Annotated in this window: 19 protein-coding genes; all 19 read right to left on the bottom strand. The window is 61.2% G+C overall.

The annotated features are described in order from the left end of the window. Positions 1-89: 89 nt before the first annotated feature. The 19 genes from flhF to C4J92_RS18465 all read right to left on the bottom strand — a co-directional run bounded on the left by flhF (position 90) and on the right by C4J92_RS18465 (position 15407). Positions 90-1406 carry a flagellar biosynthesis protein FlhF gene (gene flhF, locus C4J92_RS18375; protein ID WP_124363767.1) on the bottom strand — a complete coding sequence of 439 codons (1317 nt, stop codon included), beginning with the start codon at positions 1404-1406 and terminating at the stop codon, positions 90-92. 12 nt (positions 1407-1418) lie between these two features. Beyond that, complete coding sequence (gene flhA / locus C4J92_RS18380; protein WP_124405831.1) at positions 1419-3533, bottom strand: flagellar biosynthesis protein FlhA; 2115 nt, start codon at positions 3531-3533, stop codon at positions 1419-1421. A gap of 542 nt (positions 3534-4075) precedes the next feature. Next, on the bottom strand, positions 4076-4321 hold the full coding sequence (locus C4J92_RS18385) for a cold-shock protein (protein WP_124404850.1): 246 nt from the start codon (positions 4319-4321) through the stop codon (positions 4076-4078). A 228-nt stretch (positions 4322-4549) separates the two neighbouring features. Continuing rightward, positions 4550-4753, bottom strand: coding sequence for a cold-shock protein (locus C4J92_RS18390; protein ID WP_124404851.1), 204 nt, complete (start codon positions 4751-4753; stop codon positions 4550-4552). Positions 4754-4770: 17 nt separating this feature from the next. Beyond that, positions 4771-4983: a hypothetical protein gene (locus C4J92_RS18395; RefSeq protein ID WP_256657507.1), complete on the bottom strand. Its 213-nt coding sequence runs from the start codon at positions 4981-4983 to the stop codon at positions 4771-4773. Positions 4984-5200: 217 nt separating this feature from the next. Then, a complete protein-coding gene (locus C4J92_RS18400) occupies positions 5201-5545 on the bottom strand; it encodes an FKBP-type peptidyl-prolyl cis-trans isomerase (protein WP_124404852.1) in 345 nt (114 codons plus the stop codon). An 88-nt stretch (positions 5546-5633) separates the two neighbouring features. After that, entirely contained in the window at positions 5634-5843 is a 210-nt protein-coding gene (locus C4J92_RS18405) for a cold shock domain-containing protein (RefSeq protein ID WP_124404853.1), read from the bottom strand. Between the two features lie 193 nt (positions 5844-6036). Beyond that, a complete protein-coding gene (gene flhB / locus C4J92_RS18410) occupies positions 6037-7173 on the bottom strand; it encodes a flagellar biosynthesis protein FlhB (protein WP_124363769.1) in 1137 nt (378 codons plus the stop codon). 3 nt (positions 7174-7176) lie between these two features. Continuing rightward, a complete protein-coding gene (gene fliR / locus C4J92_RS18415) occupies positions 7177-7962 on the bottom strand; it encodes a flagellar biosynthetic protein FliR (RefSeq protein WP_124363770.1) in 786 nt (261 codons plus the stop codon). A 4-nt stretch (positions 7963-7966) separates the two neighbouring features. Continuing rightward, the gene (gene fliQ, locus C4J92_RS18420; RefSeq protein ID WP_057721355.1) at positions 7967-8236 is read right to left on the bottom strand and encodes a flagellar biosynthesis protein FliQ; all 270 of its coding nucleotides are present in this window, start codon (positions 8234-8236) and stop codon (positions 7967-7969) included. A gap of 4 nt (positions 8237-8240) precedes the next feature. Next, entirely contained in the window at positions 8241-8984 is a 744-nt protein-coding gene (gene fliP / locus C4J92_RS18425) for a flagellar type III secretion system pore protein FliP (RefSeq protein ID WP_124363771.1), read from the bottom strand. Beyond that, complete coding sequence (gene fliO / locus C4J92_RS18430; RefSeq protein WP_124367841.1) at positions 8984-9418, bottom strand: flagellar biosynthetic protein FliO; 435 nt, start codon at positions 9416-9418, stop codon at positions 8984-8986. The genes fliP and fliO overlap by 1 nt, the downstream gene beginning before the upstream one ends. Before the next feature lies 1 nt (position 9419). Next, positions 9420-9887, bottom strand: coding sequence for a flagellar motor switch protein FliN (gene fliN, locus C4J92_RS18435; protein WP_124371416.1), 468 nt, complete (start codon positions 9885-9887; stop codon positions 9420-9422). 43 nt (positions 9888-9930) lie between these two features. Next, positions 9931-10899: a flagellar motor switch protein FliM gene (gene fliM, locus C4J92_RS18440; RefSeq protein WP_124363773.1), complete on the bottom strand. Its 969-nt coding sequence runs from the start codon at positions 10897-10899 to the stop codon at positions 9931-9933. Positions 10900-10908: 9 nt separating this feature from the next. Then, complete coding sequence (fliL, locus tag C4J92_RS18445; protein WP_124363774.1) at positions 10909-11409, bottom strand: flagellar basal body-associated protein FliL; 501 nt, start codon at positions 11407-11409, stop codon at positions 10909-10911. Between the two features lie 211 nt (positions 11410-11620). Beyond that, the gene (locus tag C4J92_RS18450; RefSeq protein ID WP_124404854.1) at positions 11621-12907 is read right to left on the bottom strand and encodes a flagellar hook-length control protein FliK; all 1287 of its coding nucleotides are present in this window, start codon (positions 12905-12907) and stop codon (positions 11621-11623) included. Between the two features lie 104 nt (positions 12908-13011). After that, positions 13012-13356, bottom strand: a complete 345-nt coding sequence (locus C4J92_RS18455) for an Hpt domain-containing protein (RefSeq protein ID WP_124367843.1) — start codon at positions 13354-13356, stop codon at positions 13012-13014. A 30-nt stretch (positions 13357-13386) separates the two neighbouring features. Beyond that, positions 13387-15105, bottom strand: a complete 1719-nt coding sequence (locus C4J92_RS18460) for a fused response regulator/phosphatase (protein WP_124404855.1) — start codon at positions 15103-15105, stop codon at positions 13387-13389. Then, on the bottom strand, positions 15102-15407 hold the full coding sequence (locus tag C4J92_RS18465; protein ID WP_124404856.1) for an STAS domain-containing protein: 306 nt from the start codon (positions 15405-15407) through the stop codon (positions 15102-15104). Before C4J92_RS18465 ends, C4J92_RS18460 begins: the two co-directional genes overlap by 4 nt. Positions 15408-15458: the final 51 nt, after the last annotated feature.

Raw genomic sequence — 15458 nt, forward strand, 5'->3', positions numbered from 1 at the left:
GTCTTGCTTAGACGCAGGCTACATGGCTTGGTCGCGTGTATCGCTTGCAGACCATCGATGTAGGTACATTTCACGGTGTTCATCCTGCCTTATCCCACCCGCTTTGCCGGGTTGTGATAAAGGTCGGCGAACATGTCGGCCATCGCTTCCTCGCTAGGCTCGTCTTGCATTTGCACACTGACAGCACGGCTGACCAACTGATGACGGCGCGGCAGATGCAAATCATCCGGGATCCGCGGCCCGTCGGTCAGGTAGGCGACCGGTAATTCATGACTGATCGCCAGGCTCAGCACTTCGCCGAGGCTGGCGGTTTCATCCAGTTTGGTCAGGATGCAACCGGCCAGGCCGCAGCGTTTGTAGCTGTGATAGGCAGCGGTAAGAACCTGTTTCTGGCTGGTGGTTGCAAGCACCAGGTAATTTTTCGACTTGATGCCGCGTCCGGCCAGGCTTTCAAGCTGCATGCGCAGGGCCGGGTCGCTGGCTTGCAGGCCGGCGGTATCGATCAACACCACGCGCTTGCGCAGCAGCGGGTCGAGGGCATTGGCCAGGGACTGGCCCGGGTCGACGTGGGTGACCGGCACATTGAGGATACGGCCCAGGGTCTTGAGCTGTTCCTGGGCGCCGATGCGGTAGCTGTCCATGCTCACCAGCGCGATATTCGACGCGCCGTACTTGAGCACATAACGCGCGGCCAGCTTGGCCAGGGTGGTGGTCTTGCCCATGCCGGCGGGGCCGACCATGGCGATCACACCGCCTTCTTCCAGGGGTTCGATTTCCGGGGTGGCGATCATCCGCGCCAGGTGCGCCAGCAGCATGCGCCAGGCTTGGCGCGGCTCTTCGACTTCGGCGGTCAGCGCCAGCAGGTCGCGGGACAACGGCCCGGACAGGCCGATGCGCTGCAGCCGGCGCCACAGGTTGGCTTGTTGCGGCTTGCTGCCTTGCAGTTGGCTCCAGGCCAGCGAGCCCAGCTGCACTTCGAGCAGCTCGCGCAGGCCGTTGAGTTCAAAGCGCATCGAATCGAACACACGCTGGTCGACTGCGGCGGCAGGGGCTGGCGCTGCAGGACGTGGCGGCTCGACAAACGTAGGTTCCACCAGCGGCTCGGCGGCGGTCAGTGGCAGGCCGGCGAACAATTGGCGGTTGGTGGTGGCGTCGCTGTCACCGCGCATGCTCAGTTCGGCCTGGGCCGAGACGATGCGCGAAGCGGTCTTGCGCAGCTCGTCTTCGAGCTCCATGTTCGGCACACGCGGAGCCAGGGCCTGAGGCGTGTAATCCAGGGCAGCCGTCAGCTCGACACCGCCAGCGATACGACGGTTACCGATAATCGCGGCATCGGCGCCCAGCTCATCGCGGACCAACTTCATGGCCTGACGCATATCGGCGGCGAAAAAACGCTTTACTTGCATAACCCACTACCCTCAGCCGTTGGGCCCTACTGTCGCGACGATAGTCACTTGCTTATTGTCAGGAATTTCCTGGTAAGCCAACACGTGCAAATTCGGTACTGCCAGGCGCCCGAAGCGCGACAACATCGCGCGGACCGGACCGGCCACCAGCAGAATCACCGGCTGGCCCTGCATTTCCTGGCGCTGCGCGGCTTCGATCAACGAACGCTGCAGCTTTTCAGCCATGCTTGGCTCCAGCAGGACGCCCTCTTCCTGGCCTTGCCCTGCCTTCTGAATACTATTGAGCAATATCTGTTCCAACCTTGGCTCCAAGGTGATAACAGGCAGCTCAGGCTCAACGCCTACAATGCTTTGCACGATGGCGCGGGACAAACCGACCCGTACCGCCGCCACCAGAGCGGCAGTATCTTGACTCTTGGCGGCATTGTTGGCGATGGCCTCGGCGATGCTGCGAATATCGCGCACGGGCACCTGTTCGGCGAGCAAGGCCTGCAACACTTTGAGCAACTGCGACAGCGACAGCACGCCCGGCACCAGCTCTTCGGCCAGTTTTGGCGAGGCTTTGGCCAGCAGGCCCATCAATTGCTGGACTTCCTCGTGGCCGATCAGCTCGTGGGAGTGCTTGTAGAGAATCTGGTTGAGGTGGGTAGCGACCACGGTACTGGCGTCCACCACGGTATAACCGAGGGACTGCGCCTGGCTGCGCTGGCTGACTTCGATCCACACCGCTTCCAGGCCGAAAGCCGGATCTTTGGCGGTGATGCCGTTGAGCGAACCGAACACTTGCCCTGGGTTGATCGCCAGTTCCCGGTCCGGGTAGATCTCGGCTTCGGCCAGGATCACGCCCATCAAGGTCAGGCGGTAGGCGCTGGGGGCCAGGTCGAGGTTGTCGCGGATATGCACGGTGGGCATCAAAAAGCCCAGGTCCTGGGACAGCTTCTTGCGTACACCCTTGATCCGCGCCAGCAGTTGGCCGCCCTGGTTGCGGTCCACCAACGGGATCAGGCGGTAACCGACTTCCAGGCCGATCATGTCGATCGGGGTCACGTCGTCCCAGCCCAGTTCCTTGGTTTCCTGGGCGCGGGCCGGGGACGGCAGCAATTCCTGTTGGCGGGCGACTTCCTGCAGGGCCTGAACCTTGACCGCATTCTGTTTCTTCCAGAACAGGTAGGCCGCGCCGCCGGCCATGGCCGCCATGCTCAGGAACGAAACGTGGGGCATGCCCGGCACGATGCCCATGACGGCCATGATACCGGCGGCCACGGCCAGCGCCTTGGGCGAAGCGAACATCTGCCGGCTGATCTGCTTGCCCATGTCTTCGGAGCCCGACGCACGGGTCACCATGATCGCAGCAGCTGTGGATAACAACAGTGATGGCAATTGCGCCACTAAACCGTCACCGATGGTCAGCAAGGCGTAGACCTTGCCCGCATCGCCGAAGGTCATGCCGTGCTGGAAAATACCCACGGCTATGCCGCCGATCAGGTTGATGAACAGGATCAGCAGGCCGGCGATGGCGTCACCGCGCACAAACTTACTGGCGCCGTCCATGGAGCCGTAGAACTCGGCTTCCTGGGCCACTTCCAGGCGACGGCTCTTGGCCTGGTTCTGGTCGATAAGGCCGGCATTGAGGTCGGCGTCGATAGCCATCTGCTTACCGGGCATCGCATCCAGGGTAAACCGCGCGCTCACCTCGGAAATCCGCCCGGCGCCCTTGGTGACCACCACGAAGTTGATGATCATCAGGATCGCGAACACCACAATACCGACCACGTAGTTACCGCCGATCACCACTTCACCGAAGGCCTGGATCACCTTACCGGCGGCGGCGTGACCGTCCTGGCCGTGGAGCATCACCACGCGGGTGGACGCCACGTTCAGCGCCAGGCGCAGCAGGGTCGCCACCAGCAGGATGGTCGGGAACACGGCGAAATCCAGCGGTCGCAGGGCGTACACACACACCAGCAGCACCACCACCGACAGGGCGATGTTGAAGGTGAAAAACACGTCGAGCAGGAACGGCGGCATCGGCAACATCATCATTGCCAGCATCACCAGCAACAACAACGGCACGCCCAGGTTGCCCCGCGACAGGTCAGTCAGGGTGCCACGGGCCGTGCTGAGCATTTGAGAGCGATCTACCACCGGTCTTCCTCGTGTCCTTGAAGCAAAGTTTTGACGCTGGGGGGCGTCCTGCAGGCGGTATTGCAAGAAGCCTTCCAACTTTGCTTTTGGGCCCGGGATGACCTTGAAAGCGACGCAGCCTACGGGTGTAAGTCAGGTCAAATGTGGGAGGCCCCACTACCTCTTCGACGTAGCGCTGTCGCGCAGCAAACTGGGGGCGCCTACAAATATTCTTGGCGCTGAGGTGATCGTTCCCGCGCTCTGCGTGGGAATGCCTCCTGGGACGCTCCGCGTCCCGCCAAGCGCTGCAAGTTTCGGCGATTGCGCACAGGTGACGCGGAGCGTCACGGGCTGCGATCCCACGCAGGAGCGTGGGAACGATCTTTGAATGTGAAATTTCAGTTTTTAACTGAAAAATTAATCCTTTAAAATCAGCGAGTTATTTTAAGTTTGATAAGAGGGGGCTTGCCCCCCTCCCACATTTGGATGTGTGTGTACACACCGCTGCAAACGCTGCGCCCCGTACCAAGCCTCTGTTTTCCCGTTCAACTCCACCGCCAGCGATGCTCATCAAACACAGTATGCTGACAGGCCGATTCGACATGTATGGCTCTCGAGCCCTTGGCGCTTTGGACCACGTCATAGCTGACCTTCTGGCCTGGCACAAGGACCTTGAACGGGCCGCCTGGAATATCGACATAGTGGACAAATACCTCTGCGCCTGCGTCATCGGGCATTATCCCGCCACATCCCATTTCATAGTTGAACCACTTGACCACTCCCGTAGCCATCACTGCCCTCCTTGATTCGCTCAACGAATTCAATGTGCAACGCCCATTTATCCAAGCGCTGAAGCGCCAGGCTCGCCGCTGGCAAAGCGACGCAGCCTACCGGGTGTGGCTCAGGTCAAATGTGGGAGGGACTTGCTCCCGATGGCGGTGTGTCAGGCGCGGAATAGGTGACTGACACGCCGCTATCGGGGGCAAGCCCCCTCCCACATTTGCACCCGGAGTAGTCTTTTAAAGAGGCCGTATATTCTCGGCCTGAGGACCCTTTGGTCCTTGTGCTAGGTCATATTCAACTTTTTGATTTTCTTGCAGGCTTTTATACCCTCCCGTCTGAATTCCCGAGTAATGAGCAAAAACATCCGCGCTTCCATCATCCGGTGTAATAAAACCAAAGCCCTTCTCCGCGTTAAACCATTTCACAGTGCCAGTTGCCATTGCCGTTCTCCATACACTTATGGACCCGTCCCGGTATCGTTACGCGCGCTGACGGGGAGCGCATAAACGCCCTGGGGTTTATGGATCATTTGAAACGTTAACTTCTTACCAATCGACAGTGCAGCCCCCCGCCAATCGCTCCAATCGATAAAGACGCAGTCATGCCCGTCATCCAGCGCAATCAGCCACTTGCCCCTGGCCAGCTCACGTTTGACTGTACCCGTCGTCACTTTCAATACCGTTCTCCCTGCATCTCGTTTACAGCCTGCGCGCAGTGCCTGGTGCAATAGAACCGCGAGACGCTGGCGCTGGCTACTGTCAAAGTTGACAGGTAGGCACTGGGTTGCGACGGACGGTATTGGTTTGGCTTGCGAGGGCCGCGCAGAGGCGCAAATCAATATCGAATGGTTACTGGCGGGCGTCTCAATAACATCCTCGATTCGCTTTTTAGACGGAAAGCAACTCAATTTCGAATACAAGAACTGCATTCGGCGGGATGATTCCCCCTGCGCCCCTTGAACCATAACCAAGTTGAGGCGGGACCGTCAGCCTGCGTTTTCCCCCAACTCTCATTCCCTGCACGCCTTCATCCCATCCGCTTATGACTTGCCCCGCCCCCAGCTTGAAACTAAATGGGTCATTGCGATCGCGACTTGAATCGAAAATTTTGCCATCGACTGCCAGCCAACCAACGTAATGCACCCGAACTTGCTGGCCCGCTATTGCTTCCGGTCTTTCACCTACTATCAGATCCTCGTACTGCAGACCGCTGGAAGTGGTTATTACGCTCATTTCATGCTCCTTAAATCTGGGCTTTCCCACATAGTTGGTGGAAAACGGTAAAAATCAACCGCGCATGCTTTGCGCAGTGCCTGATGCGTCAAAGCACCCATACCTCATCGGCCTGCAAGCCTTTCTGACCTACCTTGACTTCGTATTCGACCCGTTGCCCTGTTGAAAGGCTCGGTATGTCTTGGTTTTTGATGGAAGAAAGCTGGAAGAAAATGTCAGGCACTCCGCTCGAGTGCGCGATAAATCCACTGCCTTCGTCAACAGAGAAGCACTTCACCGTACCGGTACTTTTTGCCATGGTCCTTCTCCCGACACCTGGTGAGCAGGCCGCATAAAACCCACAGCCTTACGCGCCCATCACACCGCAAAGGCGTAATGGCGGCTACTGTCAAAGTTGACAGGTAAGCGCTGGTTTTCGACAGACGGTATAGGCATGAATGGAAGAAAAGCTCGCCTGCGCGGGCTTGATCGCGGCATAGGCATCACCTACCTCAAGAATCGCGACGCAAATCCGGCGGGATCGGCAGGTCCTTGAGCGGATCGGGCCGCTTGCCCTTGCCCGCCCGGTACTGGCGGATCTGGTAGACGTAGGCCAATACCTGCGCCACGGCCAGGTACAGCCCGGCGGGGATTTCCTGGTCGAGGTCGGTGGAATAGAAGATCGACCGCGCCAGCGCCGGTGATTCCAGCAGCAGAATGTCGTTGGCCACGGCGATCTCACGAATCTTGAGCGCGGTAAAGTCGCTGCCCTTGGCCAGCAACATCGGCGCGCCGCCCTTCTCCGGGTCGTACTTGAGGGCGACGGCGTAGTGGGTCGGGTTGGTGATGATCACATCGGCGTCGGGCACCGAGGCCATCATCTTGCGCTGGGACATTTCGCGCTGCAGTTGGCGGATGCGTTGCTTGACCTCCGGGCGCCCCTCCTGGTCCTTGTGTTCGTCACGCACTTCCTGCTTGGTCATCAGCAGTTTCTTGTGGCTTTCCCACAGCTGGATCGGCGCGTCCACCGCCGCGATGATGATCAGCCCGGCGGACATCCACAACGCGCTCCAACCCACCACTTGCAGGCTGTGGATGATCGCCGACTCCAGCGGTTCGTGGGCGATGCGCAGCAAGTCGTCGATGTCGGACGACAACACTGACAACGCCACGAACAGAATCAGGATGAATTTGGCCAAGGCCTTGAGCAGCTCCACCAGGGCCTTGGTGGAAAACATGCGCTTGAGCCCGGCCGCCGGGTTCATGCGGCTGAACTTGGGCGCCATGCTGCTGGCGGCAAACAGCCAGCCGCCGAGGGCGACCGGGCCGATCAGCGCGGCGAGCAGCAAGGTGATCAGGATCGGTTGCACCGCCAGCAGCGCGATCTTGCCCGAATGCAGCAGGTAGAGCCCCATGGAATCCGGGTTGAGCAACACCTCGCGGGGCAAGGTGAAGTTGTGCTTCATCAGCTCCAGCAGGTCCAGCGCCAGGCCACCGCCGTAGATCAGCAGGGCGCCGGCACCGGCCATCATGGTCGCAACGGTATTGAGCTCCTTGGAGCGTGCGATCTCGCCCTTTTCCCTGGAGTCCTTTTTACGTTTCTCCGTGGGGTCTTCTGTCTTGTCCTGACCACTCTCGCTCTCGGCCATGGCTCAGCGCGCCCGTGCCAGGTCACGTAAGAACTGCAAGGCGTCGGTCGCCAGCGGTTGATACTGATTGAGAATGTCAGCCAGGCCGACCCAGAAAATCCCCATGCCCAACACCAGGGTCAAGGGGAAACCAATCGAGAAGATGTTCAGCTGCGGCGCCGCGCGAGTCATCACGCCAAACGCGATGTTGACCACCAGCAACGCCGTGATCGCCGGCAACACCAGCAGCAAGGACGCGCCCAGCACCCAGCCGAGGCGCCCCACCAGTTCCCAGAAGTGGTTGACCACCAACCCCGAGCCCACCGGCAAGGTGGTGAAGCTTTCGGTCATCACCTCGAACGCCACCAGATGGCCGTTCATGGCCAGGAACAGCAAGGTCACAAGCATAGTCAGGAATTGCCCGATCACCGCCGCCGACACACCGTTGGTGGGGTCGACCATGGACGCGAAACCCATGCCCATCTGCACCGAGATGATTTGCCCGGCGACCACAAACGCCTGGAAGAACAGGCTCAGGGAAAAGCCCAGCATGGCGCCGATCAGGACCTGTTCGGCGATCAGCATCAACGCGCTGAGGTCGAGGGCGTTGACCGGCGGCATCGGCGGCAAGCCGGGCACGATCACCACGGTGATCGCGACCGCGAAATACAGGCGCACACGCCGTGGTACCAGGGTGGTGCCGAACACCGGCATGGCCATCAACATGGCCGTGACGCGAAACAGCGGCAGGATGAACGAGGCCACCCAAGTGCTGATCTGGGTGTCGGTCAAGGCCAGTAACGATTGCATCGGCTCAGCCGATCAACTGCGGAATACTGCCGTACAGCTGCAGGATGTATTCCATGAAGGTTTGCACCAGCCACGGGCCGGCGACGATCAGGGTGATCAGCATCACCAGCAGGCGCGGCAGGAAGCTCAGGGTCTGTTCGTTGATCTGGGTGGCGGCCTGGAACATCGCCACCAGCAGGCCGACCAGCAGGCTCGGCACCACCAGCACGGCGACCATCAGGGTGGTCAGCCACAGCGCTTCGCGAAACAGGTCGACGGCAACTTCTGGGGTCATCGCGCTATACCCCTCCGAAACTGCCGGCCAGGGTGCCGATAATCAGCGCCCAGCCGTCCACCAGCACAAACAGCATGATCTTGAACGGCAACGAAATGATCAGCGGCGAGAGCATCATCATCCCCATCGCCATCAGCACGCTCGCCACCACCAGGTCGATGATCAGGAACGGGATGAAAATCATGAAGCCGATCTGGAACGCGGTCTTCAATTCCGAGGTGACGAAGGCCGGCACCAGGATGGTCAGCGGGGCCTGGTCCGGCGTGGCGATGTCGGTGCGCTTGGACAGGCGCATGAACAGCTCGAGGTCGCTGGAGCGGGTCTGCGACAGCATGAAGTCCTTGATCGGACCCTGGGCCTTGTCGATCGCGTCCTGGGCGGTCATTTTCTCCGCCAGGTAGGGTTGCAGGGCTTGCTGGTTCACCTTGTCGAATACCGGCGCCATGATGAACAGCGTCAAAAACAACGCCATGCCGGTGAGGATCTGGTTCGACGGCGTCTGTTGCAGGCCCAGGGCCTGGCGCAGGATCGAGAACACGATGATGATCCGCGTGAAGCTGGTCATCAGCATGACGAACGCCGGGATAAAACTCAGCGCGGTCATGATCAGCAGGATCTGCAGGCTGACCGAGTATTCCTGCGCGCCGGCCGCATTGGTGCCCAGGGTGATCGCCGGGATCGACAACGGGTCGGCGCCCAGGGCCATCGGCGCGGCCAGCAACAGCATGAGCGTCAGGAACACGCGCATTACTTCTTATCCTTCTGATCCTTGCCCAGCAATTCCATCAGGCGCTGGGCGAATTCTGGCGTGGCGGCCTCGGTCTTGGCCGCGTCCACCGGTGTCTTGAGTACGTGCAACGGGGTAATGCGGCCGGGGGTGAGGCCGAGCAGGATCTGCTCCTCGCCGACCTGCACCAGCACCAGCCGATCGCGCGGGCCGAGGGCACGCGAGCCGATCAGCTCGATGACCTGGGCGTTGCCCGGGCCGATACGCTGCACGCGGCGCATCAGCCAGGCCAGCACGAAAATCAGGCCGACCACCAGCAACAGGCCGAGCATCAGTTGCGTCAACTGCCCGCCGACGCTGCCGACCGCAGGTGCCGCAGCCGCTTGCGCGATCGGCTCAGCCGCCAGGGCGCCCAATGGCAGCGCCAGCAACAGTCCCGCCATGCTGTACTTCATTTCAGCGCAACTTCTTGATGCGTTCGCTCGGGCTGATCACGTCCGTCAGGCGAATGCCGAACTTCTCGTTGACCACCACCACCTCGCCATGGGCGATCAGCGTGCCGTTGACCAGCACGTCCAGCGGCTCGCCGGCCAGGCGGTCAAGCTCGATCACCGAGCCCTGGTTGAGCTGCAGCAGGTTGCGGATGTTGATTTCGGTGCTGCCCACTTCCATGGAAATCGACACCGGAATGTCCAGGATCACGTCCAGGTTGGGGCCGTCGAGGGTCACCGGTTCGTTGTTTTTCGGCACGCTGCCGAATTCTTCCATCGGCAGGCGTTTGCCGGCCGGCGCGGAGGCAGCGTCGGCGGCCAGCAGCGCGTCGATGTCGTCCTGGCCGACATCGCCGGTTTCTTCCAGGGCCGCAGCCCACTCGTCAGCCAGGGCCTGGTCTTCGGCGGAAGTGTTTTCGTGTTCGGTAGCCATTACATGTCCTCGGCGCAGCAAACAATCATGAATAGGGGGTTCATCAGCGGCGATTGATCGGCTCAATCACCTGCAACGCCAGGTTGCCCTTGTGGGAACCGAGCTTGACCTTGAACGACGGCACACCATTGGCGCGCATGATCAGTTCTTCCGGCAGTTCGACGGGGATCACGTCACCCGGCTGCATGTGCAGAATGTCGCGCAGGCGCAACTGGCGACGGGCCACGGTGGCGCTCAGGGGCACGTCGACGTCGAGCAGGTCTTCGCGCAGGGCCTTGACCCAGCGTTCGTCCTGGTCGTCGAGGTCGGACTGGAAACCGGCGTCGAGCATTTCGCGTACCGGCTCGATCATCGAGTACGGCATGGTCACGTGCAGGTCGCCGCCACCGCCATCGAGTTCGATGTGGAACGTCGACACCACAATGGCTTCGCTCGGCCCGACGATGTTGGCCATGGCCGGGTTCACTTCCGAGTTGATGTACTCGAAATTGACTTCCATGATCGCCTGCCAGGCTTCCTTTAAGTCAATGAAGGCCTGCTCCAGCACCATGCGCACCACGCGCAGTTCGGTGGGCGTGAATTCACGGCCTTCGATCTTGGCGTGACGGCCGTCGCCACCGAAGAAGTTGTCCACCAGCTTGAATACCAGCTTGGCGTCGAGGATGAACAGCGCGGTGCCGCGCAACGGCTTGATCTTGACCAGGTTGAGGCTGGTGGGCACGTACAGCGAGTGCACGTATTCACCGAACTTCATCACCTGCACGCCGCCCACCGCCACGTCCGCCGAACGGCGCAGCATGTTGAACATGCTGATACGGGTGTATCGGGCGAAACGTTCGTTGATCATTTCCAGGGTCGGCATGCGTCCACGGACGATGCGATCCTGAGTGGTCAGGTCGTAACTTTTGACGCTGCCGGGTTCGGCAGCCATTTCGGTCTGTACCAGACCATCGTCGACGCCATGCAACAGCGCGTCGATTTCATCCTGGGACAGCAGGTCTTGCACGGCCATGTCGTGGTCCTACTGCAATACGAAGTTAGTGAAGAGCGCCTGCTCGACCACGACTTTGCCGAGCTCTTTCTGGGCCACTTCCTGCACGCTGGCAGTGACCTTCTGGCGCAGCATTTCCTGGCCCACCGCAGTGGCCAGGCTGTCGAAGCTCTGCCCGGAAAACAGCATCACCAGGTTGTTGCGGATCACCGGCATGTGCACCTTGAGCGCGTCCAGGTCCGCCTGGTTGCGCGCCAGCAAGGTGATGCTCACCTGCAAGTAGCGTTGGCGACCGTTCTGGTTGTAGTTGGCGACAAACGCCGGCAGCATCGGCTCGAAGATTGCCGGTTGCTTGACGTTAGTGGCGGCGTCGGCGGCGGGGGCCGGCTTGCTGGCACTGCTGTGCATGATGTACCAGGTGCCACCCACCGAGGCGCCAATGGCCAGGAGCAGGCCCAGCACAATCAGCAGGATCAGCTTGAGCTTGCCTTTGCCTGCGGGGGGAGTTGCTGCGTCGTCGCTCTTCGCCATGCCAATAATCCGTCACTATTCTGGGATTCATAGATCTACGGAAAGGCAAGAGCAAGTGTTATGCCAGAGTTGTCTGGCACCAGGGCAACACCAATCAAATGTGGGAGGGGGCTTGCTCCCGATTGCAGTGTGTCATTCAACAAATCTGTTGCTGATACACCGCAATCGGGAGCAAGCCCCCTCCCACATTTTGATCTCTGTTCGGCTTGGGTCAGGCGTAGTAGTCGACGGCGCTGGAGCCGATCACACTGCTCACCACCGGCGCGACGGCGGCCGCCACTTCGCTAGAGTCGGCAACGTCGCCAGCGCTACTGCGGCCGCCACTCACGCCCCGCGCCTGGCTCTGCTGTTGCTGCTGCTCCTGCCCGCGAGACTGGTCGGACACATTCACGTCCACCTGCCCCATGCCTTGCTGGGCGAACATCTCGCGCAGGCGCCCGGACTGGCTTTCCAGCGCTTCACGGACCACCGCATGGCCGCTCATGAAGCTCACTTGGGCCTGCTGGTCGGGCGTCATGTTGACCTTGATGTCCAGGCGCCCCAGTTCGGCCGGCTGCAGCTGGATTTCGGCCGACTTGAGGTTGGCGCTGGAGAGGTACATCACGCGGTTGACCACTTCTTCGGTCCAGCCGCTCTGGTGCATGGCCAGCGGGGCGTTGGTTACCGGCGGCAAGGCGTTGGCGGTTTTCGGCGTGGCGGCCTGGGTCAGCGCGGCAAGGCGGTTGGCGAAGTCATCCACGCGGGTGTCGCTGCTGGCGTCCTTGAGGTCCTTGAGGCCGTCATCGATCAGCGCGCCGAAGGCTTTGTCGCCGCCCTGGCCGGTGCTGTCCTTGGTGGCTTGTTGATCGACCATGGTGGCCAGGCCTGCCGCGAAGTTCTGCGCGGCGGTCGGTTGATCCAGGGGCGTGGCTGGCGCAGTTTTCTGTGGCGCCTGGCTGCTGGCCGATACATGACCACCCTGCTCCATCGCCAAGCGTACGGCGGGCATCGCATCCAGGGGGTCGGCTTCGGGGTCGAAGGCCGGTGACTTGGCCTGGTCGCTCACGGCAACGGGGGCGGCGGCGACCGGCTGGGGCTTGTCATCTTCCACGGCCGCCGTCGGCGCTGGCGTTTCCACCGGCACGGCAACGGGGGTGACCGTGGCGATCAGCGCGGGGTCGACCGGCGGATCGGCCGGCGGCTGTTGCGCCAGGGACGGGTCGACGGCTGTGTCGGCGGCGTCCTCGTCGGCCTTGGCCGGCTTGGCAGGCAAGGGATTGCCGCTATCGGCAACCGCCGGCGTGCTGGCTGCAGATTGATCGCCGGCTGCCGTCGGCGCCGACTTGCCTGGGGCGTCGGCGGTTTTCAAGGCAGGTTTGGCGCCTTGGTTGGCGAACACTTGAGCGAAGCCAGGGCCCTTGTCCCGTGGGTCCGCAGCCGCTGCCACAGGGGTGGCGGCAGGCGCTTGAGGCTTGGCCGCGGGGGCAGCCTGAAGGAGCGAATTAGGGGCGACTGGCATAGATAAAGGTCTCCACTGCATGGGGGTCGGGGATGCAGTATCCAGAGATAGAGCAAGAGTCGGGCCAAGTCGCCCTGGGCAGCTAAATCGCGGTTTGAAGTGCTTCAGAGACTGAAGCGCTGCCGCTCCGACTCATACAGCGGCCGAACCAGGGCAAACTCATGATCGATCTGATCGACCAGGGCCCCGAGGTCCGCCGTCGTCCCAACGGACTCCACTTCCAGGCGCTGACACAACTGCGCCAGTCGCACCGCCCCAAGGTTGCCGCTGCTGCCCTTGAAGCTATGGGCGATGCGCCCCAGCGCCTTGGCGTCATCACGCGCCTTGCGCAAGGCGGTGACGCGCTCTTCGGAGTCATGAAGGAAGGTCTCCAGCAACCGTGGGTACTCGTCCTCCATCACCTCCTGCAAGCCCGACAGCACGTCGGGGTCCAGATGAATCTCAGCCACTTGCTCGCTCCTTGATCAAGAATCGGCGGATTATGCCAGAGCCTTCCAGCAAAACTCCACGCAGACACTGCGCCCGCCATCGGACCAGCGTACCGCGCTGCTCAGTTGACGCACCAGGCTCAAGCCGCGGCCAGACAGGCGGTCAGCATCCAGCGGCCGCGCCAGCACCTCATCAACATCGAAGCCAGGCCCGCTGTCCTCGACACGCAACGTCATCTTGCCGCCCTTTGCAGTCGGGGACACCTGCACATGTATCCGTATATGGCCGCTGTTCAATTGCGCCAGCCGCTCGTTGCGCAGACGGTAGTACTGCGCAAACCCTTCGACATCTTGCTTGAGCTGTGAATCCAGCCCCAGTACCCCATGTTCGAGGGCATTGGCATACAACTCGGCCATCACCGTGTAGAGCGCACCGCTCTGCTCACGCAGGCCGTGGACCTCCAACAGTAATTGCAGCAGATAGGGCAATGGGTTGTAGCGCCTGAGGGTCTGCGCGCGAAATTCAAAACTCACCGACCAATTCAGCGGGCACGACTGGCCACTGTCGGAATACATAGGTTCGGCCACGCGCAGCGGTTGGCCGGACAGCAAGGTGATTTCAACCATGCTGACGTCGTCCCGTGCCTCACCGCGAAAGGCCGCCAGCGCCTGCTCGATATCCTCGAACAAGCGGTCGGGCTCGCGGTTGGCGGCAAACACCTGCTGCAAACGCTCGGCGCCGAACAACTGGTCATTGGCGTCGGCGGTGTCCAGCACCCCATCGGAGAGCAGGAACACTCGGTCGCCCAGGGCCATGGGCCAGACTTCGGTGCTGTCATCGAACGCCTGGGCCGACAGCACGCCCAACGGCAGATGCCGCGACATCAACGGCGTGCGCTTGCCGGTAGCGACCTCATGCACATAGCCCTCGGGCATGCCGCCGTTCCACACCTCCACCACGCGCCGCTCGGTGCTCAGGCACAACAGTGTGGCGCAGCAGAACATGTCCACCGGCAGGATGCGCTTGAGCTTGGCGTTCATCTCACGCAGGGTCTGCGTCAGCCCATAGCCCTTGGCGGTCATGCCATAGAACACTTCGGCCAGGGGCATGGCACCGATGGCCGCCGGCAGGCCGTGGCCGGTGAAATCGCCGAGCAACACGTGCATGTCGCCGGACGGCGTATAGGCCGCCAGCAACAGGTCCCCGTTGAACAGTGCATAGGGCGATTGCAGGTAGCGGATATTCGGCGCCGCGTTGATGCAACCCGAATGCGCGACCTTGTCGAACACGGCCTTGGCGGTGCGCTGCTCATGTAACAAGTAATCGTTGTGACGGGCGATCTGGTCACGCTGCTGCAGCACCGTGGCTTGCAGCCGCCGCAGGCGGTCCATGGCGTTGATCTTGGCGGCCAGAATCAACTGGTTATAAGGCTTGGGCAGGAAATCGTCGCCGCCGGCGTCCAGACACTCGGCCAGTGCGGCGCTTTCGCGCAGCGAGGTCAGGAAGATGATGGGGACCAACTGCTCGCCCGCCAATTGCTTGATCCAGCGCGCGGCGAGAAAACCATCCATCACCGGCATCATCGCGTCCATCAACACCAACTGCGGGCGCTCGCGCGCAAACACTTCAACGGCTTGCTCGCCATTGGTCGCGGTGAGCACATGGTGACCCTGACGCCGCACGATGGTCGACAACAACAGCAAGTCGGCGGCACTGTCTTCGGCAATCAGGATGGTCAGCGGCTCGGATAAGGGCGCCAGGACTCTCACGAGATATCGAAAAGCTTGTAGAAATTGGAAATGGCGAGGATTTTGCGCACGTCCATGTTGCTGTTGATCACGCGCACGTCTGAGTTATCGCCACCGGCATGGTCCCGCAGCAGCAGAAGCATGCCCAGGGCCGAGCTGTCCATATACGTGGTTTCTTTCAGGTCCACGACGTACGACTCAGGCACCTTATAGAACCGCTCGTAGGCATCACGAAATGCCTGGTGGCTGCCGAAATCGAATCGGCCCTTGATCGTGATCGTCAACTTCTTCCCATCCAGGGATACATCTGGCTCGATCGACATGTGACTGCTTCCTTGTCATTGGCACTAGACACAAGGTGTAGCAGGCGAATT

This window comes from Pseudomonas sp. R3-18-08 (assembly GCF_003852065.1).
Taxonomy (GTDB): Bacteria; Pseudomonadota; Gammaproteobacteria; order Pseudomonadales; family Pseudomonadaceae; genus Aquipseudomonas.

What these genes read in the sequence shown, in the direction of transcription:
- C4J92_RS18405 (WP_124404853.1), bottom strand. Translation starts at nt 5,843, where the DNA reads ATGGCAAAAAGTACCGGTACGGTGAAGTGCTTCTCTGTTGACGAAGGC.
- flhF (WP_124363767.1), bottom strand. Translation starts at nt 1,406, where the DNA reads ATGCAAGTAAAGCGTTTTTTCGCCGCCGATATGCGTCAGGCCATGAAG.
- fliN (WP_124371416.1), bottom strand. Translation starts at nt 9,887, where the DNA reads ATGGCTACCGAACACGAAAACACTTCCGCCGAAGACCAGGCCCTGGCT.
- fliQ (WP_057721355.1), bottom strand. Translation starts at nt 8,236, where the DNA reads ATGACCCCAGAAGTTGCCGTCGACCTGTTTCGCGAAGCGCTGTGGCTG.
- C4J92_RS18450 (WP_124404854.1), bottom strand. Translation starts at nt 12,907, where the DNA reads ATGCCAGTCGCCCCTAATTCGCTCCTTCAGGCTGCCCCCGCGGCCAAG.
- fliP (WP_124363771.1), bottom strand. Translation starts at nt 8,984, where the DNA reads ATGCGCGTGTTCCTGACGCTCATGCTGTTGCTGGCCGCGCCGATGGCC.
- flhA (WP_124405831.1), bottom strand. Translation starts at nt 3,533, where the DNA reads ATGCTCAGCACGGCCCGTGGCACCCTGACTGACCTGTCGCGGGGCAAC.
- C4J92_RS18385 (WP_124404850.1), bottom strand. Translation starts at nt 4,321, where the DNA reads ATGGCTACGGGAGTGGTCAAGTGGTTCAACTATGAAATGGGATGTGGC.
- C4J92_RS18390 (WP_124404851.1), bottom strand. Translation starts at nt 4,753, where the DNA reads ATGGCAACTGGCACTGTGAAATGGTTTAACGCGGAGAAGGGCTTTGGT.
- fliL (WP_124363774.1), bottom strand. Translation starts at nt 11,409, where the DNA reads ATGGCGAAGAGCGACGACGCAGCAACTCCCCCCGCAGGCAAAGGCAAG.
- fliR (WP_124363770.1), bottom strand. Translation starts at nt 7,962, where the DNA reads ATGCAATCGTTACTGGCCTTGACCGACACCCAGATCAGCACTTGGGTG.
- fliO (WP_124367841.1), bottom strand. Translation starts at nt 9,418, where the DNA reads ATGAAGTACAGCATGGCGGGACTGTTGCTGGCGCTGCCATTGGGCGCC.
- fliM (WP_124363773.1), bottom strand. Translation starts at nt 10,899, where the DNA reads ATGGCCGTGCAAGACCTGCTGTCCCAGGATGAAATCGACGCGCTGTTG.
- flhB (WP_124363769.1), bottom strand. Translation starts at nt 7,173, where the DNA reads ATGGCCGAGAGCGAGAGTGGTCAGGACAAGACAGAAGACCCCACGGAG.
- C4J92_RS18465 (WP_124404856.1), bottom strand. Translation starts at nt 15,407, where the DNA reads ATGTCGATCGAGCCAGATGTATCCCTGGATGGGAAGAAGTTGACGATC.
- C4J92_RS18400 (WP_124404852.1), bottom strand. Translation starts at nt 5,545, where the DNA reads ATGAGCGTAATAACCACTTCCAGCGGTCTGCAGTACGAGGATCTGATA.